The 26758-nt window shown below is 69.3% G+C and carries 27 protein-coding genes; 6 read left to right on the forward strand and 21 right to left on the reverse strand.

Annotation, left to right across the window (positions count from 1 at the left end; genetic code table 11):
* Positions 1-2: 2 nt before the first annotated feature.
* Positions 3-1472: an amino acid permease gene (locus NA3_RS12335; RefSeq protein ID WP_062963752.1), complete on the reverse strand. Its 1470-nt coding sequence runs from the start codon at positions 1470-1472 to the stop codon at positions 3-5.
* Positions 1473-1572: 100 nt separating this feature from the next.
* Between NA3_RS12335 and ggt the strand changes: the two genes are divergently transcribed.
* The gene (gene ggt / locus NA3_RS12340) at positions 1573-3516 is read left to right on the forward strand and encodes a gamma-glutamyltransferase (protein ID WP_062963753.1); all 1944 of its coding nucleotides are present in this window, start codon (positions 1573-1575) and stop codon (positions 3514-3516) included.
* Between the two features lie 4 nt (positions 3517-3520).
* Here the strand turns inward: ggt and NA3_RS12345 are convergent, their stop codons facing one another.
* The 4 genes from NA3_RS12345 to NA3_RS12360 form a co-directional block, all read right to left on the reverse strand.
* Complete coding sequence (locus NA3_RS12345; protein ID WP_084491501.1) at positions 3521-4024, reverse strand: PH domain-containing protein; 504 nt, start codon at positions 4022-4024, stop codon at positions 3521-3523.
* Positions 4025-4028: 4 nt separating this feature from the next.
* A complete protein-coding gene (gene ribH, locus NA3_RS12350; RefSeq protein WP_030514014.1) occupies positions 4029-4508 on the reverse strand; it encodes a 6,7-dimethyl-8-ribityllumazine synthase in 480 nt (159 codons plus the stop codon).
* A gap of 29 nt (positions 4509-4537) precedes the next feature.
* Positions 4538-5788, reverse strand: coding sequence for a bifunctional 3,4-dihydroxy-2-butanone-4-phosphate synthase/GTP cyclohydrolase II (locus tag NA3_RS12355; RefSeq protein ID WP_062963754.1), 1251 nt, complete (start codon positions 5786-5788; stop codon positions 4538-4540).
* An 81-nt stretch (positions 5789-5869) separates the two neighbouring features.
* Complete coding sequence (locus tag NA3_RS12360; protein WP_062963755.1) at positions 5870-6490, reverse strand: riboflavin synthase; 621 nt, start codon at positions 6488-6490, stop codon at positions 5870-5872.
* A gap of 506 nt (positions 6491-6996) precedes the next feature.
* Here NA3_RS12360 and NA3_RS12365 point away from each other — a divergent pair.
* Positions 6997-7467 (forward strand): hypothetical protein, encoded by a 471-nt coding sequence (locus tag NA3_RS12365; RefSeq protein ID WP_062963756.1) that lies wholly within the window; start codon positions 6997-6999, stop codon positions 7465-7467.
* On the opposite strand, the gene rpe is transcribed toward NA3_RS12365, so the two are convergent.
* Positions 7436-8101: a ribulose-phosphate 3-epimerase gene (rpe, locus tag NA3_RS12370; RefSeq protein WP_062964000.1), complete on the reverse strand. Its 666-nt coding sequence runs from the start codon at positions 8099-8101 to the stop codon at positions 7436-7438. The genes NA3_RS12365 and rpe overlap by 32 nt on opposite strands.
* Before the next feature lie 132 nt (positions 8102-8233).
* Between rpe and NA3_RS12375 the strand changes: the two genes are divergently transcribed.
* Both NA3_RS12375 and NA3_RS12380 read left to right on the forward strand, forming a co-directional pair.
* Positions 8234-8647 (forward strand): ATP-binding protein, encoded by a 414-nt coding sequence (locus NA3_RS12375; protein ID WP_227995124.1) that lies wholly within the window; start codon positions 8234-8236, stop codon positions 8645-8647.
* 194 nt (positions 8648-8841) lie between these two features.
* Complete coding sequence (locus tag NA3_RS12380) at positions 8842-9573, forward strand: RNA polymerase sigma factor SigF (RefSeq protein ID WP_167354988.1); 732 nt, start codon at positions 8842-8844, stop codon at positions 9571-9573.
* Between the two features lie 7 nt (positions 9574-9580).
* On the opposite strand, the gene NA3_RS12385 is transcribed toward NA3_RS12380, so the two are convergent.
* Entirely contained in the window at positions 9581-10510 is a 930-nt protein-coding gene (locus NA3_RS12385; RefSeq protein ID WP_062963759.1) for a LysR family transcriptional regulator, read from the reverse strand.
* Positions 10511-10613: 103 nt separating this feature from the next.
* Between NA3_RS12385 and NA3_RS12390 the strand changes: the two genes are divergently transcribed.
* On the forward strand, positions 10614-11810 hold the full coding sequence (locus tag NA3_RS12390) for a YeiH family protein (protein WP_084491502.1): 1197 nt from the start codon (positions 10614-10616) through the stop codon (positions 11808-11810).
* A gap of 13 nt (positions 11811-11823) precedes the next feature.
* On the opposite strand, the gene NA3_RS12395 is transcribed toward NA3_RS12390, so the two are convergent.
* The 6 genes from NA3_RS12395 to NA3_RS12420 all read right to left on the reverse strand — a co-directional run bounded on the left by NA3_RS12395 (position 11824) and on the right by NA3_RS12420 (position 17607).
* A complete protein-coding gene (locus NA3_RS12395) occupies positions 11824-13155 on the reverse strand; it encodes an RsmB/NOP family class I SAM-dependent RNA methyltransferase (RefSeq protein WP_062964002.1) in 1332 nt (443 codons plus the stop codon).
* A gap of 485 nt (positions 13156-13640) precedes the next feature.
* Positions 13641-14564, reverse strand: coding sequence for a methionyl-tRNA formyltransferase (gene fmt, locus NA3_RS12400; protein ID WP_062963760.1), 924 nt, complete (start codon positions 14562-14564; stop codon positions 13641-13643).
* Entirely contained in the window at positions 14565-15125 is a 561-nt protein-coding gene (def, locus tag NA3_RS12405; protein ID WP_062963761.1) for a peptide deformylase, read from the reverse strand. It abuts the gene before it with no gap.
* A 67-nt stretch (positions 15126-15192) separates the two neighbouring features.
* Positions 15193-16215, reverse strand: coding sequence for a lipase family alpha/beta hydrolase (locus NA3_RS12410; protein WP_084491504.1), 1023 nt, complete (start codon positions 16213-16215; stop codon positions 15193-15195).
* 54 nt (positions 16216-16269) lie between these two features.
* Complete coding sequence (locus tag NA3_RS12415) at positions 16270-16908, reverse strand: PadR family transcriptional regulator (RefSeq protein ID WP_062964004.1); 639 nt, start codon at positions 16906-16908, stop codon at positions 16270-16272.
* Positions 16909-17025: 117 nt separating this feature from the next.
* A complete protein-coding gene (locus tag NA3_RS12420) occupies positions 17026-17607 on the reverse strand; it encodes a TetR/AcrR family transcriptional regulator (protein ID WP_062963762.1) in 582 nt (193 codons plus the stop codon).
* A 78-nt stretch (positions 17608-17685) separates the two neighbouring features.
* On the opposite strand from NA3_RS12420, the gene NA3_RS12425 reads away from it, so the two are divergent.
* Positions 17686-18525, forward strand: a complete 840-nt coding sequence (locus tag NA3_RS12425; protein WP_062964005.1) for an NAD(P)H-binding protein — start codon at positions 17686-17688, stop codon at positions 18523-18525.
* Positions 18526-18568: 43 nt separating this feature from the next.
* Here NA3_RS12425 and NA3_RS12430 read toward each other — a convergent pair whose 3' ends face one another.
* From NA3_RS12430 to NA3_RS12465, 8 genes are all read right to left on the reverse strand, one after another.
* Entirely contained in the window at positions 18569-20791 is a 2223-nt protein-coding gene (locus NA3_RS12430; protein WP_227995462.1) for a primosomal protein N', read from the reverse strand.
* A 200-nt stretch (positions 20792-20991) separates the two neighbouring features.
* Complete coding sequence (gene metK, locus NA3_RS12435) at positions 20992-22206, reverse strand: methionine adenosyltransferase (RefSeq protein WP_062963763.1); 1215 nt, start codon at positions 22204-22206, stop codon at positions 20992-20994.
* Positions 22207-22406: 200 nt separating this feature from the next.
* Positions 22407-23624, reverse strand: coding sequence for a bifunctional phosphopantothenoylcysteine decarboxylase/phosphopantothenate--cysteine ligase CoaBC (coaBC, locus tag NA3_RS12440; protein ID WP_062963764.1), 1218 nt, complete (start codon positions 23622-23624; stop codon positions 22407-22409).
* A 53-nt stretch (positions 23625-23677) separates the two neighbouring features.
* Positions 23678-23953 carry a DNA-directed RNA polymerase subunit omega gene (gene rpoZ, locus NA3_RS12445; RefSeq protein ID WP_025350704.1) on the reverse strand — a complete coding sequence of 92 codons (276 nt, stop codon included), beginning with the start codon at positions 23951-23953 and terminating at the stop codon, positions 23678-23680.
* A 64-nt stretch (positions 23954-24017) separates the two neighbouring features.
* Positions 24018-24599, reverse strand: a complete 582-nt coding sequence (gene gmk, locus NA3_RS12450) for a guanylate kinase (RefSeq protein WP_039779181.1) — start codon at positions 24597-24599, stop codon at positions 24018-24020.
* Positions 24600-24606: 7 nt separating this feature from the next.
* The gene (gene mihF / locus NA3_RS12455) at positions 24607-24927 is read right to left on the reverse strand and encodes an integration host factor, actinobacterial type (protein WP_030513994.1); all 321 of its coding nucleotides are present in this window, start codon (positions 24925-24927) and stop codon (positions 24607-24609) included.
* Positions 24928-25540: 613 nt separating this feature from the next.
* Positions 25541-26365, reverse strand: coding sequence for an orotidine-5'-phosphate decarboxylase (pyrF, locus tag NA3_RS12460; RefSeq protein WP_062963765.1), 825 nt, complete (start codon positions 26363-26365; stop codon positions 25541-25543).
* Positions 26362-26745, reverse strand: coding sequence for a hypothetical protein (locus tag NA3_RS12465; protein WP_062963766.1), 384 nt, complete (start codon positions 26743-26745; stop codon positions 26362-26364). Before NA3_RS12465 ends, pyrF begins: the two co-directional genes overlap by 4 nt.
* Positions 26746-26758 lie beyond the last annotated feature (13 nt).

Genomic DNA, 26758 nt, shown 5'->3' on the forward strand with positions numbered 1-26758 from the left:
ACTCAGTCGTCGACCGGCACCGATTCCGCGTGCCTGGCCGGCTGCTCGTCCTCGGGCGGTTCCCGCAGCCGCGCCACCTCCAGCACCCGCGAGCGGGCGGCGAACCAGCCGATGATCAGGGCCGGGATCAGGATCACCAGACTCGCCACCGTCCAGGTGCCGACCGGGTGATCGAAGGCCATCAACACCAGCATCGCGGCCAGGAAGGCCAGCGTCGCGATGCCGGTATAGGGCGCGCCGAACATCCGGAACGCGGGGCGTTCCATCTCACCACGCCGCCAGCGCCGCCACAGCGCCAGCTGGCACAGCACGATCGTCGCCCACGAGGACAGGATGCCCAGCGACGCGATGTTGAGCACGATCTCGAAGGCGCGGGCCGGCACGATGTAGTTGAGCCAGATGCCGACCAGGGCGATCAGGCTGGTCAGCACGATGCCGCCGTAGGGCACACCGCGACTGTTCATCCGTGCGGTGAATCGCGGGGCGCTGCCGTTGACCGCCATCGAGCGCAGGATGCGCCCGGTGGAGTACAGACCGGCGTTGAGACTCGAGAACGCCGCGGTGAGCACGACCAGGTTCATCACCGAACCGGCATGCGGAACCCCCAGCTTCGTGAAGAAGGTGACGAACGGGCTCTCGTCGGCATGGTAGGCGGTGTAGGGCAGCAGCAGGGCCAGCAGGACCAGCGAGCCGACGTAGAACACGGCGATACGCAGGATCACCGAATTGATGGCGCGCGGCATGATCTGCTGCGGATTCTCGGTCTCCCCCGCCGCGGTACCCACCATCTCCACCGCGGCGTAGGCGAACACCACGCCCGAGGCGACCGTCACCAGCGGCAGCACCCCGGTCGGGAACCAGCCGCCGGAGTGCGCGACCAATCCGAAACCTGTCGCGGCCCCGTCGATCCGGAATCGCCCGCCGAGGAAGACGATGCCGATGATCAGGAACGACATCAGGGCGACGACCTTGATCAGCGCCGCCCAGAACTCGAGTTCACCGAACCATTTGACCGAGACCAGATTCACGCTCAGCACCACGCACAAGGCGATCAGCGCCAGCACCCACTGCGGAATCGCGCCGAACGCGCCCCAGTAATGCAGATAGGTGGCGATCGCGGTGGTGTCGACGATGCCGGTCATGGACCAGTTCAGGAAATAGGTCCAGCCGGCGATGAAAGCCGCCTTCTCCCCGTAGAACTCGCGCGCGTAGGAGACGAACGACCCCGACGAGGGCCGGTGCAGGACCAATTCGCCCAGCGCCCGCAGGATGAAGAAGACGAAGACACCGCATACCGCGTACACCAGGAACAGCCCCGGCCCCGCGTGAGCCAGCCGCCCGCCGGCGCCGAGGAACAGGCCGGTGCCGATGGCGCCGCCGATCGCGATCATCTGCAACTGCCGCGGCTTGAGGCTCTTGTGGTAGCCGTCGTCCTCCGCGGACAGGTGCGTCTGTGCTGGTGTCTCGCTCATCGGTCGGGTGATCCCTTGGTCGAGGTCGGGGCGGCTCGAGGTTACCCGGTGTGGGAATGATGCCCGGCGTGGTGGGGCCGATGCGCGTTAAAGTGCCTGCATGAGGCGCACGCGAGCGATTCTGGCCGGCGCGAGCGCCGCCCTGCTGCTGACCACCGGACTACTCACGGGCTGCTCCTCGAGCACCTCCGAGGCCGGCCGGAGCTGCGTCGCAGGCCCGGACGGCACCCCGATCACCGCGGCGGCCGGACCGGCCGCGAGTGCGACGAATCTGGCCACCAATCCCGAGATCGCCACCGGATACCGCAGCGACATGACCCCGGTGCGCACCCACACCTTCGCGGTCTCCACCGCGAACCCGCTGGCCACCCATGCCGCCTGCGAGGTCCTGGCCGGCGGCGGCACCGCGGCCGATGCGCTCATCGCCGCGCAGACGGTACTGGGACTGGTCGAGCCCCAGGCCTCCGGCATCGGCGGCGGCGCATTCCTGCTCTACTACGACGCCGCGGCCGGATCGGTCGACGCCTACGACGGGCGCGAGGTCGCACCCGCCGCCGCGACGGAGAACTATCTGCGCTGGATCAGCGACACCGATCACTCGGCGCCGCAACCGAATACGCGTGCCAGCGGGCGGTCGATCGGCGTGCCGGGCGTGCTGCGCCTGCTCGAGGCGGCCCATCGCGACCACGGCAAGCAGTCCTGGCGCGACCTGTTCGATCCCGCGATCTCGCTGGCAGACAACGGCTTCGACATCAGCGCCCGGATGGCGAGCCAGATCGCGCAGTCGGCGCCGGACCTCGCCCGGGACGCGAATGCCAGGCAATACTTCCTGCAGCCCGACGGCTCCCCCAAACCACGAGGCTTCCACCTCGCCAATCCGGCCATGGCGAAGACGTTGAGCGCCATCGCCTCCGACGGCCCCGACGCCTTCTACACCGGCGCGGTCGCCCGCGACATCGTCGACGCCACCGCGACCACCAGCGGTGGCCGCACCCCCGGGCAGATCTCGCTGGACGATCTCGCGCGGTATCAGGCGAAGAAGCGCACCGCCCTGTGCACCGACTACCGCACCCACCGGATCTGCGGGATGCCCAATCCGTCCTCGGGTGGTATCACCGTCGCCGCGGCCCTCGGGATTCTGGAGAACTTCGATCTCGCCGGCCTGCCCCCGGACCGCCTCGACCGCAACGGGGGCACACCGAAAGCCGAAGCGGTACACCTGATCTCGGAGGCCGAGCGGCTGGCCTACGCCGACCGCGACAAGTACATCGCCGACCCCGATTTCGTTCCGCTGCCCGGCGGCTCCCCCGCCGCGCTGGTGAACAAGGATTATCTGAAGCAGCGGGCCGCCCTCATCGACCCGAACCATTCCATGGGCACCGCGCAGCCGGGTGACTTCGGTCCGGTGCCGCTCGGCACCGGCGTGCAGCAACCCGAACACGGCACCAGCCACATCTCCGTCGTGGACCGGTACGGCAACGCCGCGACCATGACCACCACCGTCGAGTCCGCGTTCGGATCGTTCCATCTGGTCGACGGATTCGTGCTGAACAACGAGCTCACCGACTTCAGCGCCGAACCGGCCGATGCGAACGGTGTGCCGCTGGCCAACCGGGTACAGCCCGGGAAGCGGCCACGCAGCTCGATGAGCCCCACCTTGGTGTTCGATCGGGCGCCGGACGGGTCCCGCGGACAGCTGGTGGACGTCACCGGTTCGCCGGGCGGTTCGGTGATCATCCAGTTCGTGGTGAAAGCGCTGGTGGGACTGCTGGATTGGCATCTGGACCCGCAGCAGGCGGTATCCCAGGTGGCCTTCGGCGCGGCGAACACACCGGTGACCGGCGTCGGCGGGGAACATCCCGCGATCGACGCCGCCGACAACGGCGCCCACGACCCACTGGTGCAGAAGTTGCGCGAGATGGGCCATCAGGTCTCGGTCGACCCGCAGTCCAGCGGACTCAGCGCCCTGCAGCGCGAGAACGGCGGCTGGATCGGCGGGGCGGATCCGCGGCGGGAGGGCATCGTCCTGGGCGACACCCGCTGACCGGTCAGTCCTGCTGTGCGGCGGTGTACTTCGCGCCGAGTTCGCGGAAGCGGTCCATCGCGCGGGCGGCGTGATCCTTGTCGTTGACCCGGATCGCCAGCATCGGGACGTATTCGTCGCCGGCCAATTCCAGTCGCGCCCAGGACTTCTTGTCCGGAATCGCGACGCCGCGAATATCGGCCCAGGCAAACTCGTTGTCGCCCAGGATGTTGCGGACCACCACGCCCTGCGGCCCGACGCGCACCCGCGGCCTGGTCAGCAGCAGCACGGCGCCGGCCAGCAACAATCCGAAGCAGATGATGGCGACCTGGTCGGCCCCGCGGAAGTTCACCCCGGTCGCCGAATTACTCGACAGCACCCCGGCCAGGACGAACAACACCGCGATCACCGCCGCCACGATGCGCGCGGTGCGCACCGCCCGGCGCGGACGCACCTCGAGATCCCATTGCGGCGCGTCCGCGGCCGGTGGCTGCGGACCGCGTGTGAACAGGCGAACGACCGGCGGCATCGGCTCAGACTTCTCGGCGCAGCGCGCGCAGGGTCAGCGCGGCGTCCAGGGCCGCCGCACCCGCCTGCTCGCCCTTGTTCTCGGCCGAATCCGGCAGGCCCGCACGATCGAGGGCCTGCTCCTCGGTGTTCACCGTGAGCACTCCGTTGGTGACCGGCGTGCCCTCGTCCAGGGACACCCGGGTCAAACCGGCGGTGACCGCATCGCAGACGTATTCGAAATGCGGTGTCTCCCCGCGGATCACGACCCCCAGAGCCACGACCGCGTCGTGCGTGCGGGCCAGCGCCTGCGCGACCACCGGCAATTCCATCGCCCCGGCACAGCGCACGACCGTGATCTGCTCGACGCCCGCTTCCCGGGCCACCCGCTCGGCGTTGGCGAGCAACGTATCGCAGATGGTGGTGTGCCAGCGCGAGGCGACGATGCCGACCGTCAGCTCCTTCGCATCCGCCAGCGCGAACTCCGGTACGCCCGTACCGCTCATCGACCGATACCCCTTCTCATGAATTCCGACTACTGCGCGGTCTCGCCGAGATCCAGGTCGTCCAAGCCGACCAGGTCGTGGCCCATCCGGTCGCGCTTGGTGCGCAGATACCGCAGATTCTCGGCGTTGGCGCGCACCGGCATCGGCACCCGCTCGGTGATGCTCAGGCCGTAACCGTCCAGGCCGACCCGCTTGGCCGGATTGTTGGTGAGCAGCCGCATCGACTTGATCCCGAGATCGACCAGGATCTGCGCCCCCGTGCCGTAGTCGCGGGCATCGGCGGGCAGGCCGAGTTCGATGTTCGCGTCCACCGTGTCGTGGCCGGAATCCTGCAGCTGATAGGCCTGCAGCTTGTGCATCAGCCCGATGCCGCGGCCCTCGTGACCGCGCATGTAGAGCACCACACCGCGACCTTCGGCGGCGACCATCTCCATGGCCGCATCCAGTTGCGGGCCGCAGTCACAGCGCAGCGAGCCGAACACGTCACCGGTCAGGCATTCCGAGTGCACGCGCACCAGGACGTCGTCTCCGGAGTCGACGCTCAGATCGCCGCGGACCAGCGCCACATGTTCGACATCGTCGTAGATGCTCTTGTAGCCGACGGCCTTGAATTCGCCGTACTTGGTGGGGATGCGCGCCTCGGCGATCCGCTCGACCTGCTTCTCGTGCTTGCGGCGCCACGCGATCATGTCCGCGATCGAGATCAGCGCCAACTCGTGCTCGTCGGCGAAGATCCGCAACTCCTCGGTGCGGGCCATATCGCCCTCGTTCTTCTGGCTGACGATCTCGCAGATCACACCCGCCGGGCTCAGACCGGCCATCCGGGCCAGATCCACGGCCGCCTCGGTGTGGCCCGGGCGGCGCAGCACTCCGCCGTCCTTGGCGCGCAGCGGCACGACGTGGCCCGGCCGGGTGAACTCGTCGGCGCGGGAGGCCGGATCGGCCAGCAGGCGCATGGTCGTGGCGCGGTCGGCTGCGGAGATGCCGGTGCTGATGCCTTCTCGCGCGTCCACCGAGACCGTGTACGCGGTGCCGTGCTTGTCCTGGTTCATCGAATACATGGGCGGCAGGCCCAGCCGATCGCAGTCCGCACCGGTCAACGGCACACAGATATAGCCGGAGGTGTATCGGATCATGAAAGCCACCAACTCGGGGGTCGCCTTCTCCGCGGCGAAGATGAGGTCGCCCTCGTTCTCCCGGCCCTCGTCGTCGACGACGACTACCGCCTTACCGGCGGCGATATCGGCGACTGCGCGCTCGATGGTGTCGAACCTGGTCACGTCTGCTGTGCTCCACTTCGGAATAGGTGCGACTCGAGCCTACTGGGTCGGGTCGCCGGTACGACGTCGCGGTTGCTCCGGTCAGCCACGCTGCTGGAGTCGCTCGACATATTTGGCGATGACGTCGACCTCCAGATTCACGGCGGTGCCGGCGGGCGCGGACCCGAGGGTCGTGAGTTCACGGGTGGTGGGAATCAGCGAGACCTCGAACCAGTCGCGATGCCCGGGTTCGCCGGCGTCGTCCACGCCGAGACCCGAGACGGTCAGCGAGATGCCGTCCACGGTGATCGACCCCTTTTCGACCACGTAGCGAGCGAGGTTGTCGGGCAACGAGATTCGCACCACCTCCCAGTTGTCGGAGGGGGTGCGCGACAGGATGACCCCGGTGCCGTCGACGTGGCCCTGCACGATGTGGCCACCCAGCCGGCTGTTCACCGCCGCGGCGCGCTCCAGGTTCACCTTCGAGCCGATGTCGAGTTTGCCGATACCGGAGCGGTTGAGCGTCTCACCCATCACGTCAGTGGTGAAGCTGTCACCGTCGACCACGTCGACCACGGTCAGGCAGACGCCGTTGACCGCGATGGAATCACCGTGGCGGGCATCGGAGGTCACGGTCGCGCCGCGAATGGTGAGCCTGGCCGCATCCGCGGACCGCTCGGCGGCGACGATCTCGCCCAGCTCCTCGACGATGCCTGTGAACATCCGTGTCTCCTGTCAGCCCGGCGCCCACCGCGTCGGGGCGTCCGCTAGCGCAAACGGTGCCGGCGGCCCGGGGTATTCCCCAGTGGGCCGCAGTGTCATCAGCGTAACGACGCGCTGTAGCAGAGCACATCCGGCCGTCCCACCGGCCGGTCGCGTCCGGGCATTCGAGACCTCCGGACCGGAAATATCCCCTGAACCGGGCACCATCTCTGCGGCGCGCCGGGCGGGCCCATCGGCGCCCCCGCAATACGGCCGGAGGCCGGAAACCGAAAAGGAATAGTCTGAAATTTCCGGATGAAGGAAATTCGATTCACGTTTTCACGGGTCGAATATCCGGCTTCCACCGGCCCGGTTCGCGACCGAATTCGATTCGTTACCCACGTGACTGCGAATTCAACCCCTACGCTTGCACCAGGGCGAATTCGGTAGCAATATTGTTATGTAGTTGATTCCAACAGTTCATTCGATGCCGACAGTTCGGGACAACAACCTCATGGGGGTGTGGCGTGACCACAGTGATCGATACGTCTCTCACGGATCGGTGCGAGCGGTATCGCCGCATCTTTCATCTCCCCGCGACGGTGGACGACGCAGCCCGGCACATCGTGCTCGAAGTCGGGCAGCAATTCGGTGCGGTCACCATGCCGGCCGATCTGGGTGAGCGGGTCCTGCGTCAGCTCACCCAGTCCGGACTCGTCACTCCCGTGGTTCACCATCCGCGCGCGCGGCGCTGGACCTTCATCACCGGACCGTCGTGCTCCGCCGGCGTCAGCACATCCGTTGCGGCCGAACTGTTCCGGCTGTACACGACGGTCGCGTGCACGGGCAGTCACGTGGTGCTGCCCTCGGCCGAGGACGAACGAACCGGCTATCGGATCTGGGTGCAGACGCCGGACCATCTCGAGGCGGTCGTCCCCATGGCCGCGGTCGTGGAGGCCGCGCGGCTCAGCGCCGTGCCGCCTGCTCCGTCGCGATGACCTTCTCGCGCAACGCCTCCACGGTCGCGGCCGGATCGTCCGTGCCGTAGACCGCGGAACCGGCGACGAAGCAGTCCACCCCGGCCTCGGCAGCGGCTTCGATGGTGTCCATATTGATGCCGCCGTCGATTTCGACGACAAGACGCAATTCACCGCTGTCGACGAGCCGGCGGACCGCGCGCGCCTTCTCGAGCACATGCGGAATGAACGACTGCCCGCCGAATCCGGGCTCGACGCTCATCACCAGCAGGGTGTCGAAGTCGCGCAGAATTTCCAGATACGGCTCGATGGGCGTATTCGGTTTCACCGACAATCCGGCCTTGGCGCCGGCGGCGCGGATATCACGGGCCACCGCGACCGGATCGTCGGTCGCCTCGGCGTGGAAGGTCACGTTGTAGGCACCGGCCTCCGCGTACGGGGGCGCCCAGCGGGCCGGATCCTCGATCATCAGATGGCAGTCCAGCGGGATGTCGGTGGTCTTCAGCAGACTCTGTACCACCGGCAGACCCAGGGTCAGGTTCGGTACGAAGTGGTTGTCCATCACATCGACGTGCAGCCAGTCCGCTCCCTCGACGGCGCGTACCTCCTCCGCCAGACGAGCGAAATCAGCGGACAGGATGGACGGTGCGATCATCGGCGACGGCCGGTGAAAGTGGGAATTCGAGGTGGACACAGCGCGTGAGTGTACTGGGTCGATCACACCGGTTTTCGGCACTGTCGGCGATTGCGCGACGCGAAGTTGGGTAGCCTTCGTAGGGTGATCAACATGTCGGCTGAAGAGGGACTGCGCAGCACACCCGTCGAAATCGGAGTGGCGGCCACCGTGTCGCAACTGCCCATCGTGCGCGGATTGGCCGAAACACTGGTCCTGCTCAGCGATTTCACACTCGACGAGGTCGCCGACATCCGGCTGGCCGTCGACGAGGCGTGCTCGACGCTGATCGAACTCGCCGTCCCCGGCAGCACCTTGCAGTGCCGCTTCACCGTGGGCGACACCGACCTACTCGTCCGGGTGGCCGGGATCGCGGCCACCTCGAAACTGCCCGACCAGCGCAGCTTCGGCTGGCATGTGCTGCGGACCCTCACCGATGGGATCGACGTCGCACAGGAGCCCTTCGATTCGGCGATTTCCGGATACCCGACGGTGGTCGAATTTCGCCGGGTCCGGGGGAAGGCGTAGTGATCGAGCACGACAGCGTGTCCGAGGCCGACGACGCCGAGGACACTGCGGGTACGTCCGCGAGCGGATCCCCCGACGAGACCGGCGCCGAGGACGGCCGGGGCCGCGCGGACGCCGGCGAGACCACACCGGACGACGACGAGGACGGTGACGAGGTCGCCGAGGTCACCGGTTCGGTCTCCGGATACGACGATGTGAACCTGCTGTTCCAGGCGCTGTCGGAGGCCGGTGAGGACCGCCGCGCCGAGCTGCGCGACGAGTTGATCCACCGCTGTATTCCGTTGGCGGACCACATCGCCCGCAAATTCAGCGGCCGCGGCGAACCGTTCGACGATCTGACGCAGGTGGCTCGCGTCGGGCTGGTCCACGCGGTCGATCGGTTCGACGTCTCGCGCGGCTCGAACTTCCTGTCCTTCGCGGTGCCCACCATCATGGGCGAGGTGCGGCGCTACTTCCGCGACAACACCTGGGCCATGCGAGTGCCCCGGCGGGTCAAGGAAACCCATTTGCGCATCGGCGCGGCGATCGATTCGCTCTCGCAGTCGCTGGGCCGCTCCCCGACCGCCAAGGAGATCGCCGCCGAACTCGACATCCATCCCGACGAGGTGACCCAGGCCGTCATCGCGGGCAACGCGTATCAGCCCAGTTCCATCGACGCGGTATCGGTGGGCCGCGATACCGAGGCCTCACTGCTGGACACCCTCGGCGAGGAGGAGTCACAGTTCGATCGCGTCGAGGAATACGTGGCGATCCGGCCGCTCCTGGCGGGGCTGCCCGAACGGGAACGGCGCATCCTCACCATGCGATTCTTCGAGTCGATGACGCAGACTCAGATCGCCCAGCGGATGGGGATATCGCAGATGCACGTATCCCGGATCCTCGCGAAAACCCTTGCGCGGCTGCGGGAGCAGAGCGCCCGCGAGTGACCTCGTGCTACGCCGGATCGGGCGTTCGCGGTGTCGCGGCGCGCCGGCCGTGCACGATGGCGGACACCAGTTGCCCGGCCGGGCCGCCGAGTTTGCGCGGTGGACGCCACACCGCGCGCAGGGTGCGACGCAGGTCCAGGCCCTCGACGGTGACCGCGCGCAGCTCGCCGCGCTCAAGATGATCACCGACCGCCAGCGTGCTGAGGACCGCGGGCCCCACGCCACCCAGCACGCTGGTGCGGATGGCCGCGGCGCTGCCGAGCTCCAGAAGTGGTTCGGCGCGCGGATATTCGGCCAGCGCGACATCGAGGGTGCTCCGGGTACCGGAACCGGGTTCGCGTACCACCAGCGGCGTGGCGGCCAGTTCGGCGACGGTGAGCGGGGTGCGGCGCCGCGCCCAGGGATGCCCGGGATCCACCACGACGAGCAGGCGATCGTGCGCGACGGTCACATGCGGCAGTCCGTCGGGCACGGCCGGCGATTCGACGAATCCCAGATCGCATTCCCCGGCCACCAGCCGATCGCACACCTGGCGCGAATTATGCACCTGCAGATGCACTTTCACATCCGGATGACCGCGGCGGAACGCGCCGAGCCAACCGGGCAGCAGACATTCCGCGACCGTCATGCTGGCGGCGACGGTGAGTTCGGCCTCTTGATCGGTGCGCAGCGCGGCGGCGGCATCGAGTAGCCGGTCCACATCAGCCAGCACCTCTCGCGCCCAGTGCACGACGACGGTGCCCGCCGGGGTGAGCGTGGAGCCTCGCGGTGAGCGGTGCAGCAGGGCGAGGCCCAGCCGGTGCTCCCACTGCCGCATCGCACGGCTGGCGTTCGGCTGCGCCATGCCGATCGAGCGTGCGGCCGCGCCGAGACTACCGTGGTCGTCGATCGCGACCAGCAGCTCCAGGAAACCCAGGTCGGGACGGACATCGGCCATACCGCAATCATATGCTTAGGACACAACCCATATCAGGCCAATATGGGTGCGATGCCGTTTCGGCCGCTACCGGACCCCACCGATCCACGAGACCGTTGTGGGCATGACAAGTCTGGATTCCTCGCGAGAGGCCGCGTCCGCCGACGACGCGGCTGATACCACCGAGCCGGGCACACCGGACCGAACCGGTGATACCGGCGGCGCGGCCGGTGCGCAGCGCGGTATCGGATCCTCCGGCACGCATATCCCGGCCCGCACGCCACGACAGCGATGGCGAGCGCGCCTCGGGCGCCGCGCATTCGCCGGGCGACCGGGTGTGGCGGCGGGGGTGGACATCGTCCCCGGATTGAGCCTGACAGTCGCGATCACCGCTCTCGTCCTGGGCATCGCCCAGTTCACGCCGACGGTCAGCCCGCTACTGCTCGCGATCGTCGTCGGCGCGGTGCTCGCCAATTGCGTCCCGCTGCCGCAGCGGGTGCAGCCGGGGTTGCAGTTCTCGGCGAAGCGGCTGCTGCGCATCGGCGTCGCGCTGCTCGGCCTGCAGCTGACATTCGCCGACATCCTCGGGCTCGGGCCCGCGGTGATCGCGGTGGTCGTCGCGATCGTCGCCCTCGGAATCGGCGGCACGATGATCATGGGCCGGCTGCTGGGTCTGAGCTGGACACAGCGACTGCTCATCGCCTGCGGATTCTCCATCTGCGGTGCGGCCGCCGCGGCAGCGGTGGACGGCGTGGTCGACGCCGAAGACGAGGAAGTGCTGACCGCGATCGCACTCGTGGTCGTTTTCGGCACGATCATGATCGGCGCGCTCCCCCTGCTGTCGAACGTTCTGGGCCTCGACGAACGCACCGCCGGCATCTGGGCCGGAGGCGCCGTGCACGAGGTGGCCCAGGTCGTCGCGACCGGAGGCGCCATCGGCGGCGCCGCACTGACCGTCGCGGTCGTGGTCAAACTCGCGCGGGTCGTATTGCTGGCACCGGTGCTGGCGGTGATCGGCTGGCAGGTCCGGCGGCGCGAGGACACCGCGCCCGGAACCCGCAGGCCGCCCCTGATTCCGCTGTTCGTCGTCGCCTTTCTGGCCTGCGCCGCACTGCGCACCACCGGACTCCTGCCCGAATCGGCACTCGCCACGGCCAAACTGCTGCAGACCGCGCTGCTCACCGCCGCCATGTTCGCCCTGGGCGCGGGCGTACGCCTGGCCGCACTGCGCCGAGTCGGGCCGCGCCCGCTGATCCTGGCGCTCCTGTCGACCGCCTGGGTGGCCGGCATCGCCCTCGCCGGTGCGATGATCGCCGGCTGAGCGGCCAGCGAGGTCAGAGCGGTTTGCGCAACGCGGCCATGAACATGGCGTCGGTGCCGTGACGGTGCGGCCACAGCTGGGCGGCGGGACCGTCGCCGATATCGGTGACTCCCGGCAGCAACGCACGCGTGTCCAGCTGTTCGGCCTGCGAGCGGCGGACGAAATCAGAGACGACGGACACGGTTTCGGGCAGGTGTGGGGAACAGGTGGAATACACCACCACACCCCCTGGACGCAGCAGATCCCATGCGGCGGTGAGCAATTGGCTCTGCAGGGTGGTCAGGTCGCGCACATCGGCCGGAGTGCGCCGCCACCTCGCCTCCGGACGCCTGCGCAGCGCGCCCAGCCCGGTGCACGGCGCGTCGACCAGGATGCGGTCGTAGCCGGGTTCCAGCCCGGAGTCGCGGCCGTCGACCACATGGACGGTGACCGGAAGGCCGCGCGTCGCCTTGCGCACCAGATCGGCGCGGTGTTCGGCGGGTTCGACGGCATCGACCCGATACCTGTCGATATCGGCCAGGGCACCGAGCAGCGCGGTCTTACCGCCCGGACCGGCGCACAGATCGAGCCAGCGCCCGCCGTCCTCGCCCAGCAGCGGCGCCCGGGTCAGCGACAGCGCGACCAGCTGGCTGCCCTCGTCCTGCACCGCGGCCATTCCCTCGCGCACCGCCTCCAGCTGCCCCGGATCGCCGCTGTCCAGGTACACCGCATACGGTGACCAGCGGCCCTCCTCACCACCACTGACCAGCGCCAATTCCTCGGCAGTGATATCGCCGGGCCGCGCCACCAGGTGCACGATCGGACGTTCGTCGTCGGCGGCGAGCAGGTCGCGCAGCTCCCCCGCCCGCGCACCGAGCGCGTCGGCGAAGGCCTGCGCGATCCAGACCGGATGCCCGAATTCGAACGCCACGCGGCCGATCGGATCCTTGGGCGCCAGATCCTCCACCCACTGCTGCGGTGTCCGCGCCGCCGCCCGGCGCAGCACGGCGTTCACGAAACCGGCTTTGCCGCTGCCGGATTCGGTGCGCACCAGATCGACCGACGTGTCCACCGCGGCGTGTGATCCCACTCGGGTCCGCAGCAGTTGATAGACCCCCAGGCGCAGGACGTCGAGGAGCGGGCCATCGATCTCGGTGATCGGACGTCCCGCGCATTCGGCGATCACCGCGTCGAGGACCCCCATCGCGCGGCAGGAGCCGTAGGTGAGCTCGGTCGCGAACGCCGCATCGCGTCCGGACAATCCGTATTCCCGCAGCAGGACGGGAAGCACGAGATTGGCGTACGCGTCGCGTTCTCGAACTGCCCGCAGTACGTCCCGGGCGACAAGCCTGGGAGCGTCACCCACCACACCGCGTCGTCCCTGGGTCCGGGCCGCGGGGCGACCGGTCCGCCGCGCATCACGGTCCGCACGACGAGAGTCCGCGCCGCGGGACGAATCGTCACGCGTTCTCCGCCTCGGGTCGGTACCCCGCGACGGATTTCCGGCGCCCCCGCGCCGCGCGGAATCGGAGCCGGCCTCGGGTCGCGACTTCTGCTGCCCCGCAGCGGGTTTCCCAGTCGGCCCGCTGCCATCGGAGGCTCGTCGCGATCCGGCATCGGCGCGCCCGGTACCACGAGCATCACTCGCGCCGGAGCGCCGTCCACGGTCGTCCGACGAATCGTGCCCCTCGCTCCGGCGGGCGCGAGCGGCATCACCGCCCCGGCCGCCCGAACCTCTCCCCGCGTCGCCGTGATGCCGAGAACCGTTGTCCGCCCGATCTTTTCCGCGGCGCGCATCGTTCGACTTCCGGCCGTCGCGGTCGGGTCGTTCGCCTCCGCGACGTGGGCCGGTCACTCGACCACCGCGCCGGGCTCCAGGCGGGCGCCGCGGGCCCAGTCCAGGGCCGGCATCATCCTTTTACCCTGGGGTTGCACCTGATCCAGGCGTACGGCGGTGGTGGCGGTGCCGATGTAGACACCGGATTTGCGCACCTCGATCACCCGCTCGGGCAGCTGGTCCTCGACCAGTTCGACCGGCCCGAGTTTCAGCCGCTTACCGTCGACGACGGTCCACGCGCCCGGCGCCGGCGTGACGGCGCGAATCCGGCGGCCGACCGCCAGCGCCGGTTGATCCCAGCGGATATGTCCTTCGTCGGCCTCCACCTTGGGCGCATAGGAGATGCCCTCACCGGACTGCGGCACGGCCTGGACGGTGCCGTCCTCGATTCCGTCGAGGGTCGATTCGAGCAGCTGCGCACCGGAGATCGACAATCGCTCCAGCAGGGATCCGGCGGTATCGGTGATGCCGATGCGTTCGGTGACCACACCATAGACGGGCCCGGTGTCCAAGCCCTCCTCGATGCGGAAGGTCGAGGCGCCCGTGATTTCGTCACCGGCCAGGACCGCCGCCTGCACCGGCGCGGCGCCACGCCACGCGGGCAGCAGCGAGAAGTGCAGATTGACCCAGCCGTGCCGCGGAATGTCGAGCACCACACGCGGCAGCAGCGCGCCGTAGGCCACCACCGGGCAGCAGTCGGGCGACAGATCCGTCAGTGCCGCAACGAATTCCGGCTCCGAGGGCTTGCGCGGGGTCAGCACCGGAATGCCGTAGTCGTCGGCCAGCCGCCCGATCGGCGAGCGCGTCACCTTGCGACCGCGCCCGGCCACCGCATCCGGCCTCGTCACCACCGCCACCACCTCGTGGCGTTCGGATTCGATGAGCCGCCGCAGGGACGGAACGGCCGGTTCGGGGGTTCCCGCGAACACCAGGCGCATCTACTCGCCCCGCCCGGACTCGGGACGGCTGCCGGCGACCTCGGCCGCCGACATCACCGTCTTGCCCGCGGCGAACCATTCCGATTCCCGCACCGCGCGCATGGCCTGCTTGCGCGTGGCCGGTTCCAGCCGCTGCAGATACAGCACCCCGTCGAGGTGATCGGTTTCGTGCTGCACGCAGCGGGCGAGCAGACCCTCGGCCTCGAATTTCACCGGCTCGCCGCGCATATCGACGCCGCTCGCGACCACGCGGTGGGCACGGGTCACGTCGTAGCGCAGCCCCGGAATCGACAGGCAACCCTCCGGGCCGGTCTGCTCGTCGGTGCCGAGGACCTCGAAAACCGGATTCACCACATGTCCGGCGGCATCACCGGTGTCGTAGACGAACACCCGCAGGCCGACCCCGATCTGCGGCGCGGCCATGCCGACGCCGCGGCTGGCGTGCATGGTGTCGGTGAGGTCGGTGACCAGCTGCTCGAGTTCCCTGTCGAAGGCGTCGACCTCGTCCGCGCGGGCGCGCAGGACGGGATCGCCGAACAGGCGAACGGGCTGGATTGTCACAGGCACACTCCCGGGCGAGACGACATTGCGGTCGCCCCATTTTACGGGCGGCCGGAAATCCGTTTCGTCAGGAATGCGCGCCCAGGATCACCTCACCGATTCCGGTGCCCAGCGGCACGTAGACACACTGCGGCGGCGGCGCGTGCTGGGGGTCGAGCAGCGTGAGTAGCAGTTGCTGCACGAACGGGTCGTACACCATGTGGAAATGCCCGGTCAGGTCGATGGGGCACAGATCCTGCAGCACGATGTTGCGCGCGCCCGGACCGGTCAGGGCGATATTGGTGGAGGGCTGGATTATCTCGTCGACGCGGCTGCCGACGGTGGTGTATCGCACACCGGGGACCGTGTCGCCGCCCGCGTCGAGTTCGCGCATGAACGGCGAGCCCTGGGCCTGCTCAACGGCGGCGAGCGAGGTGACCTGCCGATAGGCGTTCCACAGACCGGGCGCGGCGTCGGCGAGCGGAACCAGCCCGTACATCTGCGCGCCGTAGCTGGGCGAGGCGAGTCCGATCCACTGATCGACGTAGGAAGCGCCGCCGAGTTTGTCGATGTAGTAGCGAGTGATGTTGGCGCCCTGGGAAAATCCGACCAGGTCGACCTTGTCGGCGCCGGTGGCCGCCAGGACGCGGTCGACGAAGTCGCCGAACTGTCGCGAGGACGCCCACAGGTCCTCGGTGCCGTAGCTGGTGGCATCCGGTTTGCCGCCGTAGTTCGGGGCGAAGACGCAGAAGCCCGCGGCGACGAGTTGCGGGCCGATGCCGCCCCAGTCGGTGTAGGCGGTGGCGTCGGTCCCGTGGGCCAGGATGATCGGGTGCGGATGCCGGGCGCTGGGCCGGCAGCCGAAATCGTTGGTACCCCACGGCGTCGTGCCGGGGTGCGCTTTCAGATAGCGCGAGGCGGTGAGATGGTCGCCCTGTGGTGGGCCCCATTCGGTCGGGACCACCACAGGGCGGGTGTCCGGCGGCGGGGATGCGGGAGGTTCGGCCCAGGTGTTCGCGCTGCCGCCGAATACCGCCCCGCACGCCACCACCGCGGCGAACGCCCTACGCCATGCGAGGCCCCCGTCTCGGCGTGTCCGACCTCGTCCCATAGTCCGATTGTGCGCCGCGTGGACCGGTACGTGTGACGGGCCACTGTATCGGCCTCACTCGGCCGCGGGGGTGTCGTCGTCGGCGAGGATCCGGTAGATCGAGCGCCGGGCCTCGGTGAGGACCTCGGCCGCCTTGCCGGCCTGTTCGGGAGTGCCGGCGCGGGCGACCTGGCCGACCGCACCCATCAGCTGTCCGACCAGTTCGCGCAGGTCCAGCGCCTGGTCGCCGACGCCCTCGCGGACGTCCTGCCAGGGGTCACCCAGTTCGTCGCGGTGTGCGCTGACGTACTCGGCGCCCGCGTCGGTGAGTTTGGCGGTCTTGCGACCGGCCACCTTCTCGATGATCACCAGGCCCTCGTCCTCGAGCTGGGACAGCGCGGGGTAGATCGAACCGGGGCTCGGCCGCCAGATGTCGTCGCTACGCTCGCGGATCTGCTGGATCAGCTCGTAGCCGTGCATCGGACGTTCCTGCACGAGCAGCAGGATCGCCGCGCGGACATCTCCGCGCCGTCCGCGTCCACCGCGGCCGCGACCGCGACCGACATGGCCGCCCGGACCGAATCCGGGTCCGAATTCCGGGCCGAAGGGCCCGAAGCCGTGTCCGCGCGAGTGGCGACGGAACTGTTCGTGTCCGCCGCGCTCGTGCGGGTCCGGCCGGGGGCCGCGGCGGCGGCCGCGACCGAACCTGTCCATGTTGTCCATGCGTTCCATGATTGCCTCCTCAGGCATCGTCTTACGTTGACGTAATCAACGATATATCGGCAATGCATCTTTGACAAGTATGGAACGGGCCACAGCGGGCGCGGCGGCTCAGGCCGCGAGCGAATCGATCCAACGCTCCAAGCGGTCGCCCTCCGCACGCATCAGCTCCGGATCGCGAAAGGTGTTGGTGAGCAAGGAAATTCCCTGATACGAGGCGATGAGCGCGACAGCCAGTTCGCGCGCGTCGGCGCGGCCCATCGCTTCGAATTGCCGCTGGACCCAATCCAGCAGGACGCCCATCACCTCGGCCATCTCCCGCTCCAACCCGTCGGAGCGTTTGTCGAGTTCGGCGGCCAGGGTGCCGGACGGGCAACCGTATCGGGCTGCGAGATCGCGCTGATCGACCCAGGATCGGATCAACGCACGCAACCGATCGACCGGCCGAGGTTCCCGGTCGAGGTCGGCGAGGAAGCCCTCCAGGGTGTGGGCATGCGCCCCGATCGCCGCCTGGATCAGCTGATCCTTGGTCTTGAAGTAGTAGTACACGTTGCCGACGGGCACCTCGGCGGCCCGGGCGATGTCGGCGATCGTCGTCTTTTCCACCCCCTGGCGATGGAAGACCTCGGCGGCCGCGGCGGCGAGCCGTTCACGCTTACCGCCGGCCCGCTTGCCGGCGACTGAGTTAGTCATGCAACTGACTATAGACACAACCCCCGGCAATGCCGTACGGTTCAGCCAGTCAGTCAGTCAACTAACTAAGGAGTGACCATGATCGTGGTAACCGGAGCGACCGGCAACGTCGGACGGCCGTTGGTGCGGATGCTCGCCGAAGCGGGCGAGAAGGTGACCGCCGTGTCCCGCCGCCGTCCCGACGACCTCCCCCACGGCGTACGGCACGTCGCGGCCGATATGACCGATACGGGCCAGGTCGCGGCAGCCCTCGACGGCGCGGAACAGCTGTTCCTACTCCTCGCGCCGGGTTCGCTGGCAACGGATGTGCCGGCGGTGCTGGCCGCGGCCCGGGATGCGGGGGTGCGGCACATCGTGTTGTTGTCGTCCCAGGGCGTCGGAACCCGGCCCGACAGCGCCTCGCACGGACAGTTCGGTAAGCGGGTCGAAGTCGCGGTCCAGAACTCGGGACTGGAATGGACCATATTGCGGCCGAGCGGTTTTCAATCGAACGCCGCGATGTGGGCCGACCAGGTGCGCACGCAGCACACGGTCACCGCGCCGTTCGGTGATGTCGCGATCCCCTTCGTGGACCCCGAGGATATCGCCGCCGTGGCCGCCGCCGCCCTGCGCGAGCCCGGTCACGCCGGCCGGACCTACGTGCTGACCGGTCCCACGCCCGAATCGCCGCGTGATCGGGTGCGGGTCCTGGCCGAGGCGCTCGGCCGGCCGGTGCGTTTCGTCGAGCAGACAGCCGAGCAGGCGCGCGCGCAGCTGCTCACCGTGATGCCCGCCGACGCCGCCGACACCACCCTGGCGATCATCGGCGCGCCGACCGCCGAGGAACTGCTGGTCAGTGGCGATGTCGAGGCGGTCCTCGGCCGCGCACCGCGGCCCTTCTCGGCGTGGGCACGACGCAATATCGAGATGTTCCGCTGAGCGTCCCCACACCCAGATCGGGCATGCCGAATTCGCTTGTGCGTCAGCCGATGTCGACCGGATCGATCTGTACCCGCAACGGGCCTTCCGAGCGGTGACTGCTGCGCACCGCGAGGGCCGCGGCCAGTGCGCGCGACAGCGCCGAGCCCGCCCGCCGGTCGACCCGGAGAATCATCCGTTCGACCTCGGCGGGTGCGGCGTCGCCGGAGAACGGTGTGCGGGCGCCGGGCGGCAGCGGTACCGGGCCCAGCACCTCGACGCCGTCCGGTAGCGCGGTCTCACCGAGGAGTTCGCCGATGGTGGCGGTCGTACCGTCGACGGCGGCCAGGCGCACCGCGGGCGGGAAGCGGACCTCGGTGCGGGCGGCGAGTTCGTGGCGGGCGTGCCCGACCGGATCCCAGCGCACCAGCGCCTGCACGGTCGGCAGCGACGGTTCGGCCATCACGAGCACCTCACCCGCGGGGCGGACCAGGGCGGCCGCCGACATCCAGCGCCGCAACGCGTCCTCGGCGGCACGCAGGTCCGCGCGGCCGAGCAGCGCCCAGCCGTCGAGCAGCAGCGCCACCGCGTATCCACCCGGTACGGCGGGTTCGGCTCCGATGGTCGCGACCACCACCTGTGGACCGTCCGGCACCGAATCCAGCACGGCGGCACCGCCCGAACCCCGGATCGGCACACCGGGAAAGGCACGGCCCAGTTCCTCCGCGGTGCGCTGGGCGCCGATCACCACCGCCCGCAGCACCCGAGAACCGCACGCACCGCACCGGAAGGCCGGTTCCACCTTGCCGCACCAGCGGCAACTCAGGCTCTGGGCGATATCCCCGGACCCCTTGCTGCCCAAGGGAACCGCCGACGGACGGCGTTCTTCCGTGGCCGGGTCCGGGCGGGAAAGGTCGGGACGCAGCGGGCCGGCATACCCCGCTCGATGCTCGCCCGCGGGTGTCTCCGCGACGCGGCCGGCCGCCGACCGCCCCGCGCGGTCCCGGGACACCGTGCCCCGGGAATCGTCGGCCGGCCGGGCGTCTCTCCTGCCCCAGGTACCGCTCTCCGGCAACGACAGCGGGCCGTTGCAATGCCGGCAGCGGGCCGGGGTGCGGCATTTCGCGCACGCCAACGCCGGGACGTACCCGCGCCGCGGAACCTGCACCAGTACCGGGTCACCCGCGGCGAGGGCCCGGCGCGCCGCGGCGAAGGCGGTGCCGGGGATGCGGATCGCCCGCGCCATCGGGTCGCGCTCCAGGGCGATATCGCTGTCACCCGGCGCATGGATGCGAGGAGTATTGGCGCGCAACGTCTTCCGGTCGGCGAGCAGATCGTGCGCCCATCCGGATTCGACGATGGCCTGCGCCTCCGCGGTCCGCGCGAACCCGGCTACCACGAACGCCGCGCCGGTTTCGTGGGCGCGCAACATCGCGACCTCGCGCGCATGCGGATACGGTGCGCGCGGTTCGGCGTAGGTGTCGTCGCCGTCGTCCCACACCACGATCAGGCCCAGATCCCGGGCCGGAGCGAAGACCGCACTGCGCGTCCCCACCACGACCCGCGCCGAACCACGCAACACCGCGAGCCAGCGCCGATATCTCGCCGCAGGCCCCAGCCCCGCCGACAGCCCGACCACCGCATCCCCCACCAAGGCAGCGCATTCCGCGACGACCCGATCGAGATCGCGCTGGTCCGGAACCATCACGATCGCGCTGCGACCGCTCGCGACCGCTGTCGCGGCCAATTCCGCGAGCCGGCGCGGCCACTGCTCACCGGGCATCGCCTGCCAGGCCGCGCGTGGACCGTTCCCCCGGCGCAGCGCGGACAGGAACGAACCACCGTGCACATACTGCGACCAGGCCGGGAAGTCCTCCGGAACCTCGGGTAGCTCAACGGATTTCGGTTCCGCGGCCTCGGTGCGCGCATGACGCGGGGGAATCGCCAGCCGCAGCACGTCGGCGCGGGTGCCGGCGTAACGCGCGGCGACGGCGGACACCAGCCGGACCGTCTCCGGAGTCAGCACCCGCTCCCCGGACACCACCCGCTGCAGCGGCTGAATTGTGCCGGAATGGTCTGTGCGCGACAGTCTTTCGAGGATGTAACCGTCGATGAGCCGACCCGAGAATCGCACCCGCACGCGCACCCCGGGCTGGGCCAGTTCGTCCATCTCCGGCGGCACCGAGTAGTCGAAATCGCGGTCGAGATGGGCGGGTTCGAGCAACGGCAGCACCCGCGCGATCGGTTTTCCGAGCCGGTTCCCGGCAGCCTTCTCGCCGTCTACCACCACATCCACGGCGTCCACCGCATCGGCACCGTCCGCCGCATCGGGGTGTGGGTCCGACTTCCCCTGCGCCACAGGTTCTTCCGTCGATTGCTCGCCGACCGATTCGGCAGTCGAGGAGCCGGGCACGGAAACGGCGCCCTCCGTCGGAACGGAGGGCGCCGTCGGTTCTACCGCTTCCGCCACGGCAGGCGCGGACCCGATCAGAGACCGGCGGCCGCGCGCAGTTTGTCGGCGCGGTCGGTGCGCTCCCACGGCAGGTCGATGTCGGTGCGGCCGAAGTGGCCGTAGGCGGCGGTCGGCGCGTAGATCGGCCGCAGCAGGTCCAGATCGCGGATGATCGCACCGGGGCGCAGGTCGAAGACCTCGCTGATCGCCTTCGAGATCTGCGCCGGGTCGACCTGCTCGGTGCCGAAGGTCTCGACGAACAGGCCCACCGGGGCGGCCTTGCCGATCGCGTAGGCCACCTGGACCTCGACGCGGTCGGACAGTCCGGCGGCGACGACGTTCTTGGCCACCCAGCGCATGGCGTAGGCCGCCGAGCGGTCCACCTTCGACGGATCCTTACCGGAGAAGGCGCCACCACCGTGACGGGCCATACCGCCGTAGGTGTCGACGATGATCTTGCGGCCGGTCAGGCCGGCATCGCCCATCGGTCCGCCGAGGACGAACTTGCCGGTGGGGTTGACCAGCAACCGGATGTCGGAGGTGTCGAGCGGGTTGGGCAGTTCCAGATCGGCCAGGACCGCGTCGACGACCTTCTCCCGGATATCGGGCGCCAGCAGGTTGTCCAGGTCGATGTCGGCCGCATGCTGGGTCGAGAGCACGACCGTGTCCAGCCGGACCGGACGGTCACCCTCGTATTCGATGGTCACCTGGGTCTTGCCGTCCGGGCGCAGGTAGGGCAGCACACCGGACTTGCGGACCTCGGTCAGCCGACGCGAGAGCCGGTGCGCCAGCGCGATCGGCAGCGGCATCAGCTCGGGGGTCTCCTTGGTGGCGTAACCGAACATCAGGCCCTGGTCACCGGCGCCCTGGCGTTCGATCTCGTCGTCGGACCCGCCGACGCGCGCCTCGTGCGAGTGGTCGACACCCTGGGCGATATCGGGCGACTGGGCGCCGATGGCGACGTTCACGCCGCAGGAGGCGCCGTCGAACCCCTTCGCCGAGGAGTCGTAGCCGATCTCGAGCACCTTATCGCGCACGATGGTCGGGATATCGGCGTAGGCCTCGGTGGTGACCTCACCGGCGACATGCACCTGACCGGTGGTTACCAGGGTCTCGACCGCCACCCGGCTGTGCGGGTCCTCGGTGAGCAGCGCGTCGAGGATGGAATCGCTGATCGCGTCACAGATCTTGTCCGGGTGACCCTCTGTGACGGACTCACTCGTGAATAGCCGGCTACCGGACGTGCGCACAGTTGTTCCCTCTCCCTCAACGGGTTTCTCATGTCGGGATGCGACAGTAGCGGCCTCGCGTCACCGCACAACCCTTTACCTCAGACTATTCCAAACTTGCCACGGCCGGGCGGAGCGCCGGCGTTCGGGCCCCCGCGGCGGCCACCACGGCTGCGCGGACCGCGTCGCCACGACGGCGGCCCGGTCGAATCACTTGCGGCTCAACGCAACAGCGGACCCAGCGCATCGAGTACCCGGCTGGCGAGCAGCGCCTTGGAACCGTGGTCGAGCGACTGTTCGGTACCGTCGGCGCCGAGCAGCCAGCCGTCGTTGTTGTCGACCTCGAACGCCTTACCCTCGCCGACGGCATTGACCACCAACAGGTCACAGCCCTTGCGAGCCAGTTTCGCCCGCGCGTGGGTGAGGACGTCGCCGTGTTCGTCGCCGGTTTCAGCGGCGAAACCGACGATCGCCAGGCCGCCGAGCTGCCCGTCGCGGCGCGCCTGCACCAGTCCGGCCAGAATGTCGCGATTCTTGGTCAGCTCGATCGAATTCGGCTCGTGCGCACCCTTTTTGATTTTCGCGGCGGCCACGTTGACCGGCCGGAAATCGGCGACCGCGGCGGCCATGATGACCGCGTCGGCGCCCACGGAATGCTTGTCGACGGCCGTGCCCATCTGCTCGGCGGTCGTCACGTGGACGACGTCGACGGCGGCGGGCGGCTCGAGGCCGATGGTGTTGCCGGCGATCAGGGTGACCTGAGCGCCGCGCTGAGCGGCCACGCGGGCCATCGCGTAGCCCTGTTTGCCGGAACTACGGTTGCCGAGGAACCGGACCGGATCCAGCGGTTCGCGGGTGCCACCGGCGGAGACGACGACGCGGCGCCCCTCCAGATCGCGCGGCAGCGCGTCGGAGCGTTCGAGCAGCAACGAGGCCAGCGCGAAGATCTCCTCCGGTTCGGGCAGCCGGCCGGGGCCGGTGTCGGCGCCCGTGAGCCGCCCGGAGGCCGGTTCCATCACGGTCGAGCCGTGTGCGCGCAGCGTGGCGACATTGGCGACCGTGGCCGGATGCTCCCACATCTCGGTATGCATCGCGGGAGCGAACAGCACCGGACATCGGGCGGTGAGCAGCGTGGCGGTGAGCAGATCGTCGGCGCGGCCGGAGGCGGCGCGCGCCATCAGATCGGCGGTGGCCGGGGCGATGACCACCAGATCGGCCTCCTGGCCGATGCGCACATGCGGCACCTCCGGCACATCGGCGAAGACCCCGGTCTGGACCGGATTGCCCGACAGCGCCTCGAAGGTGGCCTTACCGACGAACTGCAGTGCGGACTCGGTGGGGATGACTCGGACGTGGTGCCCGGTCTCGGTGAACTTGCGCACCAGCGAGCACGCCTTGTAGGCGGCGATCCCGCCGCCCACGCCGACAACGATTCGCATCTGAATCAAGCCTCTTCGGTCCGGTGGAGAGACAGCGGGTTACGACCGCAGGGTCACTCGCCCTCGGTGTGTTCGAGCAGGTCGGAGTGGATCTCGCGCATGGCGACCGAGAGCGGCTTCTCCTGCAGGCCCGGCTCGACCAGGGGACCCACGTACTCGAGGATGCCGTCACCGAGCTGGTTGTAGTAGTCGTTGATCTGACGCGCCCGCTTGGCGGCGTAGATGACCAGCGCGTACTTGGACGACGTGCGCTCGAGCAACTCGTCGATCGGCGGGTTGGTGAGGCCGACCGGGGTGTCGTAGGCGGGCACGGTCTTGGTGTCGCTCACTAGGGAGGCTCCTGCGGGTCGATGGGGAGTTGCTGTTCGAGACGAGTTCGCGGATCGCCCGCGGTCATCTCGAATTTGTGCTAACGAACAACGATACCAACTGCTCACAGGCAGTGGTCACGTCGTCGTTCACGATCACGATGTCGAACTCGTCACAGGCGGCGAGTTCGGTCTTCGCGGTGGCGAGCCGACGCTCGATCACCTCGGGTGATTCGGTGCCACGGCCGGTCAGCCGGGCCACGAGTTCCTCCCAGCTGGGCGGGGCCAGAAAGACCAGCAGCGCCTCGGGCATCGCCGCTCGGACCGAGCGGGCGCCGGCGAGGTCCACCTCCACCAGGACCGGTTTCCCGGCGGCCAGTGCCGCCTTCACCGGGGCGGCCGGGGTTCCCGACCGTTGCAGGCCGCCGTGGATGTCGGCCCATTCGAGTAGTTCGCCTTCTTCGATCATGGTGTCGAAGTCGGCACGGGTCACGAACCGGTAGTCGCGGCCGTCGACCTCCCCGGGCCGGGGGGCCCGGGTGGTGGCCGACACACTGAACACCAGTTCCGGCAGCCGTTCCCGGACGCAACGGACCACGGTGGACTTGCCGACGGCCGAGGGGCCGACCAGTACTACCAGCCGACCCTTCTGTGTGTGTTCGACCACCCTCGGATCAGGCTTCGAAGTCGAACTTCGCCAGCAGCGCCTTGCGCTGCCGGTCGCCCAGGCCCCGCAGGCGGCGGGTCGGCGCGATCTCCAGCTCGCTCATGATCTCGGCCGCCTTGACCTTGCCGACCTTGGGCAGGGCCTCCAGCAGCGCGGATACCTTCATCTTGCCGAGGACCTCGTCGGTCTCGGCGTCCTTCAGGACCGTCTTCAGGTCAGTGCCGCCACGCTTCAAGCGCTCCTTGAGCTCTGCCCGAGCGCGGCGAGCGGCAGCCGCCTTCTCCAAAGCAGCGGCGCGCTGCTCGTCAGTCAGCTGGGGAAGGGCCACGGTTCCTCCGTCTCATCGTTCATTGCTAGATCTACCTCCGGTAACCCGGTGGTCTCAGCGACCGTACCCACGCGGCGCTCCGATTGCGAACCCACCCCCCAGGTCAGCGCCCGATTCGGGTATTCGAGCCCGTGACCGGGCAGGTCGCGCCGCCGATCGCGCCAGGTCGCGGCACCGGTCCGCGGAATTTCCTCACCATGCCGGTGACCTGGGGTTATCCCTGTTCCGACGGGTTCGCCGACGGATTCGAGCTCGGCCGGATGCGACCGTAACCGACCCGTAATCGCGCGACCTGGAACTTTCTGAAAATTCTCCGCGTGTCGCGATTTTTTGCCCCAGCGTGTCGCGGCGTGGCGCGGCGTGGCGAGCACTCCGGCACCGCTCGGCGATGCGCGGAACGGGCCCGTAACACACCCCGGAAGGGCCGCTGAGCCGGAAAAACACGCGCGTGTAACTTCCACCCGGGAACGAGCGCGTCTGCGCGCGAACGGGCCGCAACCGAAAACAGACCGGTCGCATTTCCGGAAGGTAGCCGGTTCCGGCGCGGGCGACGCGTCGTGGATGGAGCGAATTCCGCCCGGGCGCGACGACACGCCGCCCCGGGCGGAGTGGATCAGGCCTGTAGAAAGGCGAATTCGTCGGCGAGCTTGTGCATCTTGGTACGCATCGCCGCGACCGAAGGTCCGGTCTCGAGCAGTTCCCGCGAGACGTTGGGCACCACCGCGGCGAACCGGTCGGACGGGATCAGGGCGCGGATCGACTCCGCTCCCCCGCCCTGCGCCCCGACGCCGGGCATCAGGACGGGACCGTTGAGTTTGCTCACGTCGACGGGTTCGGTGAGGGTCGCGCCGACCACGACGCCGACCGATCCGAATTCCGCCCCGGCGTTGCAGCCGGCGGCCTCGTCGATCATAATCTGCGCGACACTGCGACCGTCGGCCGCGGTGACGCGCTGCACCTGGTGCGCCTCCGGATTCGAGGTCGCCGCCAGCACGAAGACCCCGCGACCGGCCGAGCGCGCGGCGTCCAGGGCGGGCGACAGCGCACCGAAGCCGAGGTACGGCGATACAGTCACCGCATCACTGGCCAGCGGACCGTCACCCAGCCAGGCCCGGGCGTAGGCGGCCATGGTGGAGCCGATATCGCCGCGCTTGGCATCGGCCAGCACCAATGTGCCGGCGGCGCGCAGCGCGGCGATGGTGTCCTCGAGCACCACGATGCCGCCGGAGCCGTACTCCTCGAAGAACGCCACCTGTGGTTTCACCAGCGCCACCCGGCCCGCGAACACCTCGACGCAGATGTCGGAGAACCGTTTCAGGCCCTCGACGTCCTCGCCGAGCCCCCAGGCACGCAGCAACTGCGGATGGGGGTCGATGCCGGCGCACAGCGGGCCCAGCCGGCCCATCGCGTCGGCCAGCCGCGGGCCGAACGGCGTCACCGGCTCGCCCCGGCGCCCGCCAGTTCGTCCCCGGCATGGGCGGGCGGCGTCTGCCCACCGGCGGCCCCGGATTCGGCGTAGGCCTCCTCACCGGCGTGGGCGAGCAGCTCGTCGGCCTGGGCGAGAACCTCGTCCGCGCGGGCGAGCACCGCGTCGGTGAGCGCGTCGGCCTCGGCCTCGGCGTCGGGCGCCGGCTTGCGGCCGATCGGCGGGATCGCCCGGAAACCGACCGTGCTGTAGCCGCCGACGTTGCGCATCCGGCGGATGTCACCGCCGCCGGGCGGCGCGGCCTCCGCCGCGCCGAATCCGCGAATCCGCCGAGTCGTCGCCCGACCGGCCCCCGGGGGCCGGACTCCCGCGCCGAAACCGATGGCTCCCACCGTTATCTCTCCT

Origin of the sequence: Nocardia africana NBRC 100379 (assembly GCF_001612635.1) — a bacterium.
In the GTDB taxonomy this organism is placed as follows: Bacteria; Actinomycetota; Actinomycetes; order Mycobacteriales; family Mycobacteriaceae; genus Nocardia; species Nocardia africana.